Source organism: Moorena sp. SIO4A5 (genome assembly GCF_010672005.1).
Lineage (GTDB): Bacteria > Cyanobacteriota > Cyanobacteriia > Cyanobacteriales > Coleofasciculaceae > Moorena.
The window spans coordinates 1-10,082 of sequence record NZ_JAAHHZ010000184.1 but is presented as its reverse complement, the minus strand read 5'-3'; the positions used below and the strand labels follow the sequence as shown (position 1 = coordinate 10,082).

Annotated in this window: 6 protein-coding genes; all 6 read left to right on the top strand. The window is 43.9% G+C overall.

What is annotated here, in order from left to right:
• Positions 1–42 precede the first annotated feature (42 nt).
• The 6 genes from F6K57_RS31215 to F6K57_RS31190 all read left to right on the top strand — a co-directional run bounded on the left by F6K57_RS31215 (position 43) and on the right by F6K57_RS31190 (position 10,054).
• Positions 43–1,326 (top strand): ATP-binding protein, encoded by a 1,284-nt coding sequence (locus F6K57_RS31215; RefSeq protein ID WP_293072018.1) that lies wholly within the window; start codon positions 43–45, stop codon positions 1,324–1,326.
• Between the two features lie 65 nt (positions 1,327–1,391).
• The gene (locus F6K57_RS31210; RefSeq protein WP_293072017.1) at positions 1,392–4,388 is read left to right on the top strand and encodes an ABC transporter substrate-binding protein; all 2,997 of its coding nucleotides are present in this window, start codon (positions 1,392–1,394) and stop codon (positions 4,386–4,388) included.
• Between the two features lie 277 nt (positions 4,389–4,665).
• On the top strand, positions 4,666–8,064 hold the full coding sequence (locus tag F6K57_RS31205; RefSeq protein WP_293072016.1) for an ABC transporter substrate-binding protein: 3,399 nt from the start codon (positions 4,666–4,668) through the stop codon (positions 8,062–8,064).
• Positions 8,065–8,124: 60 nt separating this feature from the next.
• The gene (locus F6K57_RS31200) at positions 8,125–9,153 is read left to right on the top strand and encodes a bifunctional riboflavin kinase/FAD synthetase (RefSeq protein WP_293072015.1); all 1,029 of its coding nucleotides are present in this window, start codon (positions 8,125–8,127) and stop codon (positions 9,151–9,153) included.
• Between the two features lie 434 nt (positions 9,154–9,587).
• A complete protein-coding gene (locus F6K57_RS31195; RefSeq protein WP_293072014.1) occupies positions 9,588–9,746 on the top strand; it encodes a hypothetical protein in 159 nt (52 codons plus the stop codon).
• A gap of 107 nt (positions 9,747–9,853) precedes the next feature.
• On the top strand, positions 9,854–10,054 hold the full coding sequence (locus F6K57_RS31190) for a hypothetical protein (RefSeq protein ID WP_293072013.1): 201 nt from the start codon (positions 9,854–9,856) through the stop codon (positions 10,052–10,054).
• Positions 10,055–10,082 lie beyond the last annotated feature (28 nt).

Here is a 10,082-nt window from a genome sequence, read left to right as displayed (position 1 = left end):
AGTCCTATTAATGCAAATTGAAAATTGAATATGGAAGCCAAGATGATGCAAAATCCTTTTACCTACGGTCAGCCAGTTTCCCTAGAGCGTTTTGTGGGACGACGATCAGAAATTCAGGCGGCCTTTGATCAAATCTATAACCGTAGTAACCTAGCCCTTTGGGGAGGGCCAGCCATGGGCAAGACCTCTTTCCTGGAACTCCTGGCTTCCCCCCAAGTTTGGCAACACTATGGACAAGACCCATCCCAGGCTGTGATCGTGCTCCTGAGTTGCCAGAGTATCCAACCCTTTACAGCTCCAAGGTTTTGGAAAGAAGTCTTTAATCTGCTCCAAGAGGAATTACACAGTGAGCCAGACCTCCAGGAACAGATCCAGACATTGCTGGACCAGGGAAAAGCAACCAGCAGGGGCATGCGCCAAGTATTAAAGCAGCTTGGCAAACGCCACAAATTCTTACTGTTGCTAGTGGATGACTATGATTGGGCACTGCTGGAAAACCAGCACTATAGTCATGCTGACATGGAAACCTTTGTCACGGAGTGTCGCAGTATTGCCTATCACTCTAAGGAGAGGAAATATCTATCCATGATTGTGGCCTCACTCCGGCGTCTCAGTGAACTTGGTCCTGCTCTCAATCCCCATAGTTCTCCCTGGTACAACCATTATCTGTTCCAATCCCTCAAGCCATTGACTGACTCTGACATTGATCAATTAATGGCTGGTATGCCAATTACCCCAACCTTACGGGATCTCATCCGAGACATTGCTGGTGGACATCCGGCTCTGCTCCAGATTGCTGGTTCTTTGCTTTATCGAGAGCTAAAAACTGGCAAAATCCCTGATGCCCAAGCCTTTACTCGGGACTTTGAAGCTACTACCCTATCGATTTTTGAAACGATTTGGAAAAGGTGCAGCGAGGTTGAGCAAGCTTTATTGATGTTGATAGCCTTATTTAAGTTAAACGGTCGTCTCCATCATAACAAGCACTTTGACTTAAAAGGTATTGACGTAATCTTTAGCCAACACCAGCGAGAGTTAACTAACCTCGTCGAACAAGGGGTGATTACTAACCGAAAAGAACCAGGAGTGATGATCTGCCATCAAGACTTATTATTTACCTCATCCATTATGGAACGGTGGGTGATTCAGGAACTTTGGCAGACTAATAATCCGTTACTAGAAGATAGGCAAAAAGTCTTTCTCAATCTACTCAGCCATAGTCAAGCTCATCAAGTCACCGAGGCGATTAAGTGGATATCGCAACATCAAGACAAAATCAAGACTGCTTTGGCATGGGTGAGTAAGGTGTTAGCTGCATTTTCTTGACGTGAAAGGGCAGCTAACCTTGAGTGTTTTGGAGAAACGTTAAACAAATCATAAATAGTCCGCGAATGGTTAATAACTGCCGTAATCATCCTAATCCTTATATTATCGGGAGTGTAATCGATGATCCAGACAAGTTTTTTGGACGGGAGAGTCTGTTTCAGTTTATCGAAGACAACCTCAGGCAGAGGGTAAAGGTAATCTTACTCCATGGTCAACGACGAATTGGCAAGTCATCGATCTTGGCACAAATTCCCAAGAAAGTTGCTACGGATCAGTTTTTCTTTGTTAACTCCGATTTACACAGCTCTATTCACAAACCCTTGAGTCTTCTTATCCATGAATTGGCTCAAGATATTTGTGAGCACTTAGTTGATGACTTTGATCTAGAGCAAGATTATATTACCCCGCCCTCGGAACAAGAGTTAGACAAGGATCCAACTATTTTTTTTGAACAATTTTTGCCGAAAGTTTATTGGGTATTAAAAAGTAAAAATTTGGTAGTTCTGCTGGATGAATTTGATGTTTTAACAAACCCAAAGTCTCGCTCAGAATACCGATTTTTTCCCTATTTAGCTGACTTGATTAAACGGCACCATCAATTATTTATGATTGCCGTAATGGGGCGGAATCTCGATGATTTGCCCACTCTACTCCAGGTGTTTGGGAGTCCACCCTACCAAGAAATTGGTTTTCTCGATGAGTTCAGTGCTAGACGACTAATTACTAAACCAGCTCAGGGTGTGGTAACCTATGAAATCAATGCCATTAACGAAATTTACAAACTCTCCGCTGGGCATCCCTATTTTACCCAAGTCCTATGCTCTACTCTGTTCTCGAGGGCTAGGGAAAACCAAAACAGGAGGATTTATAGCGCAGATGTGGAGCTTATAGTTAAGCAGGCTATTGAAAAAGCTGAAGCGGGATTGGCGTGGTTGTGGGATGGGTTACCGATCCCAGAGCAAGTGGTATTTTCAGCGGTGGCAGAGGCTCAAAAAATAGCTATCTCACAACACCAGACGGTGCCAGAACACCCATTATCCTTCCTCAAGCGCTATGGTGTGATCCAGACCAAGTCCCTGTATGAAGCAGCCAAACGACTTCAACGCTACGGTTTCGTCGATGACACAGAACGTAGAGTAAAGGTGCGATTAGTCCAGCACTGGTTGGTTCAGTATCACCCACTACGGCAAGAGATACTAGCACTGCAGACTCTAGACCAAGACCGAACTAATCCGATCTATCAACTAGCCACTGCACGGTATCAACAAGGGCAAATTCAGAAAGCACTAGTGCTCTATGAAGAGGTTTTGCAAATGAATCCCAATCATTTTAGGGCTCTGTTGGCTCTAGCTCACGGCTATCTCCAGGTCAAAAATTTCAGCAAAGCCGTAGAAGTATATACAAGAGTTTATAAAGTTAAGCCAGTACAAAGCAAAGAATGGTTTTTGCGATCGCTACTAAATTATGGAGATCAGTTGATCGACCAACAAGCATTTACAAAAGCCAAGAGGCCTTTTCAGCAAGTGTTGGACATTGAACCTGACCACCAATTAGCGCGGCAGAAGCTAGAACATATTAAAGCTAAAATCGCAGCTATTAGTAATCAACCTATCACTCCGGTTCATACCCCCCCAAATCGTACTGGGTTAGACATGGGCAAACTAGCAGCAGCTGTAGCAATCATTTCCCTGGTTGGTGTGGGATTTTATAACGTATCAACTCCCTGTCCAACCAGTGCCCAGAAAGTCTTCGGGATTACATGTATCGCCAAGAGTAGTCATACTAATACTAGTCAGAGTATTAGTCGGGGTGAGCGCAGCTTATTTCCTAGAATTGACAACAAGACAAAAATTGACCTTGCTACTGAAGCATTCGGAAACCAAAACTATTCTGAAGCGGCTAACTTGTTTAACCAAGCTTGGCAGGCTAATCCCAATGATCCAGAATTGCTGATTTACTACAACAATGCCCGCGCTCGTCAAAGAGGTTTTGATCCATTCACTATTGCTGTGGTAGTGCCCATAGACGAGTCAGAATCCGGGGCAAAAGAAATATTGCGGGGAGTAGCCCAAGCCCAACATCAGTTCAATAATTCAGATGGATTAAATGGCCGATGGTTGGAAATTGCGATCGCTAACGATGGCAATGATCCAGCCAAAACTAAAAAAATAGCTCAGGCTTTGGTTAAAGACAACTCGATCCTGGGAGTAATTGGACATAACTCTAGTGATGCCACTAAAGCTGCCCTGCCCGTATATGACCAAGGTGGCTTAGCCATTATTTCCTCCACCAGCACCAGTAGTGATTTAAACAGTTTTGATGACCAGAACAACGTGTTCTTTAGGACAGCGCCTTCTAATGTAGTACTTGCAAGAAAACTGGCTGACTATGTCAAAATTAAAGCTGGCTTAGACAAGGTCGTAATTTTTTATGATTCTGAGAGTGTCTATAGTAAAGGTTTTAAACAGGATTTTAAAAAAGACTTTGAAAAACTGGGAGGTAAGGTAGTTCGGGAGATTGAATTAAACAATCCCAAGCTGAATATAACTAAAGAAGTTAAAAATAGTCTCTCTAAAGATCAAGTCAAGGCGGCTATGTTATTTCCGGGCGTGAAATCTGTGATTACAAGTATGAAGATTTCTAAAGCCAACACTAACTTAAACAACCGAGTTCAGCAAGGGCTGAAGTTATTCGGTGGGGATACTTTATATGACAAGACAATCTGGCAAGAGCGTGGAAAAGGGGTTCAAGGGTTGACTATGGCAGTCCCCTGGTTTAGCGAAGCACCACAGGCAATAACCTTTTCTACAGCAGCTAGAGAACTATGGCGAGGGAGGGTTAGCTGGGCTACTGCTACTAGCTTCGATGCTACTCAAGCCTTTATTGATGCTTTGTTCAAGGACGCCGACCGAAAGCAAGTTCTCGACAGACTCCGCAATATTCATCTTTTCCCAAGTGATACCTCAGGGTTCCCGTTGCAGTTTACTGACCAAGGGGAGCGTGAGAGTGAACCTGTCCTGGTGGAAGTAGTTGAGGGTCAATTTAAATTCGTGTCAGAGTAAGACCAAGAGGGGGTTGAAAAGTCGCCATGATCATCAAGCCTGGGGCAATACCACCTAAGTCCCTTTCACCAATACTGACTAAAAATACTAACTAAAATTTTAGATTTATAACCTGGGGAGGAAATATAAGGATTCTAAACATCATCCTAGGGAGTTCTCTAGAAAACCAGTTATACAAAACCTCAATAATTGGATAGTATAGAGTGTGTAGTAAGTAAAAACAAGCTAACTAAAGCAGTAAACCTTATATCTCTATCTCTATCGGAGATGACAAAAAATGATTTCAACAGTTGCTAGAAATCCCTATGTAATTGGTCGTCCAATTGATGATAATGACCACGACTTATTTTGGGGAAGACGAAGCTTATTCCGGTTTATCGAGGATAACCTCAGGAATAAAACCAAGGTGATGATAGTCTACGGTCAACGGCGGATTGGTAAGTCTTCCCTACTCCGTCATATTCCTACATCTGTAGACTTAGATAACTTTGCCTTTGTGCCCTTTGATCTGGAATCCTACCGTCACAACTCTCTTGGTGAGGTTTTGGAAGAACTGGCCACAGAAATCCTTGATAGCTTGGAACTAGACTCCCCTGAAATTTCCTTGCCTGACCCTACCGCCCTAGATACCGACCCATCGCTCTTTGCTAACCAGTTTTTGCCCCAAGTTTATCAAAGCTTGGGTAACCAAAATCTAGCATTATTGCTGGATGAATTCGAGACTTTAAATGCCCCAGATAATACCAAAGATAATCACCTATTATACCAGCATTTATTTCCTTACTTAAAATCCCTAGTTGCTCGACAGGATAATTTATATCTGATTCTTTGTGTCGAACAGCAATCCAAAGATTTACCGAATTTACTCCAGATATTCAAGGATGCCCCAACCCAAGAAATTGGCTTACTTGATCAACAAACTACCCAGGAGCTAATTACCAAACCAGCAGCAGGGTTATTGACCTACGAAACTTCTGCTATCGAAGCTATTTACAATTTATCAGCTGGGCATCCCTATTTTACCCAAGTCCTATGCTTTGCTATTTTTAGCAGAGCTAGGGAGCTAGAGCAGTGGCAAATCACCCCAGAAGATGTGGAAAACAGTGTAGACCAAGCCCTAGAAAATGCTAGTGCTGGTTTGGCAGGGATTAGAGCCGGATTATCTATTCCAGAGCGAGTAGTATTCTCTGCCTTTGCCGAGGCGGATAATACCGTTAACAATAGTTATAAAAATAGTTCAGATGGGCCATTACAGCCGTTTTCAGATGAATTGACCTCACTACCAACTGCAAGCCCCCTAAATCCCCCAATTCTGGGGGACTTTAACTCAGAAACCCCCCAAAGTTGGGGGGCTAAATTAGATCCCCCCCAGCCCCCCTTAATAAGGGGGGAGCCATACTCAAAGTCCCCCTTAATAAGGGGGGAGCCATACTCAAAGTCCCCCTTAATAAGGGGGGAGCCATACTCAAAGTCCCCCTTAATAAGGGGGGAGCCATACTCAAAGTCCCCCTTAATAAGGGGGGAGCCATACTCAAAGTCCCCCTTTTTTAAGGGGGATTTAGGGGGATCTCAGAGTTTGAAGACACGCCCTAGGGGGGCGAAACTTGCTGTAACTCTGCTGGAACACTACGGGGTTATTCAAACAACGGCCTTAACTAAAGCAGTAGACCAACTAGCCGAACGGGGTTTCTTAGATAAAACCAAACAGAAGATAACCATTGAATTTATCCGGCGCTGGTTGATTAAACGTTACCCACTTCAGCAAGAAATCCTAGAACTAGAAAAACTAGGGCAAGAGCAAACTAATCCCATCTATCAACAAGCCACTACCCAGTATCAACAGGGGGAAATTACCAAAGCCCTAAGGCTATATGAACAGGTGTTGGAACTAAACCCTAATCATTTTAGTGCTGTCTTTGCCCTAGCTGAAGGATATCTAGATAGCGGAAAATTTTACAAAGCGGTTACCTATTACAAAAGAGCCTATAAAGTTGACCAAATCTGTAACAAAGATGGGTTGGTGCGATCGCTACTCAATTATGGCAATCAGTTAATCGAGCAACAAGAATTAAAAACAGCAAAAAAACAGTTCAAGCAAGTATTGGAAATTGAGCAAGACAATCTATTGGCACTAGAAAAACTACTGGAAATTGAATATTATGAAAAATTAGATAATTCTGAAAAATTAGATAAAAATACTGATACCTCCGGGATGACTGGTGAGTTTAGATACGTCAGTAATTATCAGAACCTTAGTCAATGGAATTGGTTAGGTAAAATAGTAGCAGCTGTAGCAATTATTTCCCTAGTTGGTGTAGGATTTTATAACGTATCAAAGCCCTGTCCAACCGGTGCCCAAAAAGTCTTTGGGATTAGATGCGTCGTTACTACTATTAGTCGAGGTGAGCACAGCTTATTTCCTAGAATTGACAACAAGGATAAATTTGACAAGAAAACATTTGACCGTGCTACTGAAGCATTCCAAAACCAAAACTATAACGCAGCAGCTCAGGGTTTTTCCCAAGCTTGGCAGGCTAATCGAAATGATCCAGAATTCCTGATTTACTACAACAATGCCCGAGCGCGTCAACAGGGGTTGGAGCCATTCACTATCGCTGTGGTAGTGCCCATAGACCAGTCACAATCCACAGCAAAAGAAATATTGCGAGGGGTGGCCGAAGCCCAAGATCAGTTCAATAATTCAGAGGGATTAAATGGTCGATTCCTCGAAATTGCGATCGCTAACGATGGCAACGATCCAGCCCAAGCCAAAAAAATAGCTCAGGCTTTAGTTAAGGACAAGTCTATCCTGGGGGTAATTGGACATAACTCTAGTGATGCCACTAAAGCTGCAATCCCGGTCTATGACAAAGCTGGCTTAGGGATGATTTCCTCCACCAGCGCCAGTAGTGATTTAACCAGTCTTGATGTCAAGAAAAACGTGTTCTTTAGAACAGTTGCTTCTAATCAAGCACTTGGGAAAAAACTGGCTCAACATGTCAAAACTCAACCTGGCTTAGACCAGGTCGTAATTTTCTATGATGCTGAAAGTGCCTATAGCAAGAGTTTAAACAAAGATTTTCAAAGTGTGTTTGAAAATCTAGGGGGTAAGGTGGTTCGGGAGATTGACTTAAACAATCGCGACCTGAATATAACTGAAGAAGTAAAACGCAGTCTCTATCAAGATCAAGTCAAGGCCGCCATGTTATTCCCCAGCGTGGAATACATTAATACAGCTGTTAATATTGCTAAAGCCAACGCTAACCTGAACCCTAACGCCAACAACCAAGATCAGCAAGGGCTGAAGTTATTCGGTGGGGATACTTTAAATAATTATCAAACCTTGAAAGAGGGTGGGCAAGCGGTGGAAGGGTTGACTATAGCAGTCCCCTGGTTTAGGGAATCACGAGATGCCAGAAACTTTTCTACAGCAGCTAGGGAACTATGGAAAGGAGAGGTTAACTGGCGCACTGCGACTAGTTTCGATGCTACTCAAGCCTTTATTCAGGCTTTGTTTCAGGACGCCGATCGAGAGTTAGTTCTCGACAGACTCCGCAATATTAAGCTTTCACCTAATGAAACCTCTAGGTTACCGTTGCAGTTTAATAACCAAGGGGAGGGTGAGAGTGAACCTGTCCTGGTGGAAGTGGTTGACGGTGAATTTAAATTGAAATGAGTTCATGGGGCAATTAGCATCTGTTGCCTAGCAGCGGAGAAATATGTCAAACTATTAAGCGTGTGGATTACATCATCTCTAACTACTGCGTTAACACCAACCGCTGTTGCCCTTGGAAACTTTGACGGCGTCCATTTAGGGCATCAGCAAGTTATTGCTCCCATTTTGCCAAAGCCAGTTACGGCTCAAGCTCAAGCCCTGACATCATCCCATCTTGAGCAAATTAGTAACCCGGAAACCACTAGCCCGAATCTAGACCCAAATCTAGAACTAGTCTATCCCACCGTAGCCACCTTCAATCCCCACCCCCGAGAATTCTTTTCTGGTCAAGCCTGGAAGCTGCTGACACCACCAACGGAAAAAGCCCAACAGTTAAGTGTTTTGGGTGTGCAACAGTTAGCCCTATTACCCTTCAACCGGGAGTTAGCTTCCCTGAGTCCCCAGGAATTCGTGGAAAAAATTTTAGTGGAGCAACTCCAAGCAAAGCAAGTCAGTGTCGGAGAGGATTTTTGCTTTGGCCATAAGCGAGCTGGCACCGCAACGGATTTGGATGCGATCGCCTCCGCCTACGGTATTACCGTGCATATCGTATCCTTGTACAAACGTCAAGAGCAACGGATCAGTAGTTCCAGCATTCGCCAATCCTTAGCCGAAGGGGATATCGACAAAGCCAACCGATTCCTAGGACGGCCATACACCCTAATCGGAAGAGTAGAGAAAGGTCAACAACTCGGTAGAACCATTGGATTTCCCACCGCTAACCTCCACTTACCCCCAGACAAATTTTTACCCAAGCTCGGGGTTTACTGCGTCGAAGTCTCCCATACCCCTGAACCCTCTCACCGAGACACCAATTTATCTTCCCATCCTGGTGTCATGAATATTGGTATGCGCCCCACCGTCAAAGGCACCAGTTTAACCGTCGAAGTTCATCTATTCGATTGGTCCGGAGACTTATATGGCCAAACCCTAACCGTAAGCCTCCAGAAATTTATCCGCCCCGAACAAAAATTCTCCTCCCTAGACCAGCTCAAAGCCCAAATTCATACAGACTGTCAAGCAGCTAGGGATTTTTTTAGGGGAATGTAGAATTGAGAATTAAGAATTAAGAATTAAGAATTGAGAATGTAGAATTGAGAATTGAGAATTGAGAATTGAGAATTGAGAATTAAGAATTAAGAATTTAGAATGCGCGAATCGGGAGTCGGGAGTCGGGACTGAGATCAGTAACTGGCTTCTTCTTGTTCCCCCCTTATTAAGGGGGGTTAGGGGGGATCACCCACCAGATGCTTAGGGGAAGCTCACCGATTCTTGATTAGAATTCTCTAGTTGCTCAACCGACCAGGAAAATTCTGTATTGGTGATGCGATCGCGCTTTCGTTTATGCGATCGCTTCTGTATTGGTGATGCGATCGCGCTTTCGTTTATGCGATCGCTTCTGTATTGGTGATGCGATCGCGCTTTCGTTTATGCGATCGCTAATCCCGCAGCAAAACCCCAAGACCAAATCAGTTTGACTGGTGGTGCGTTACGGTGCGGACTATCCCAACACTGCTTACGAGGAGGTTGAACATGCTGGCAAGCCCGCCCCTAACGCACCCTACCCGATTCCCGATTCCCGATTCCCTACTCCCTACTCCCCCAAAAATTTACAAAACTTTTCAAAATATGCTATAATTTAAAAATTTTTGTGCTATCATAAAAATGGAGATAAAAAAGTAAGAGCCAGCCCGAAGATGTTCACGCCGAAGGCTGGCTCTGGCTCCCCTTTAAAGGAGATACCTCAATTATGTCTTATCGTCCCAGCTTACACCCGTGGGTGGTGATTCGCCTATTGCGAGGCAGGCCACCATTAGTTTTCGCTCGGTTCTGCAGCCCTTCTGATGCTAGGAGCTATTCCCAAGCCATGAAACATCTCATGCCTGATGGGAAGTTTTTAATTTTTCTTGATATAAGTCTACCCATGGAGGAAGAAGAGTCTGAATCTTAGGGGTTTATGCTCACGGGAATTTAGAATT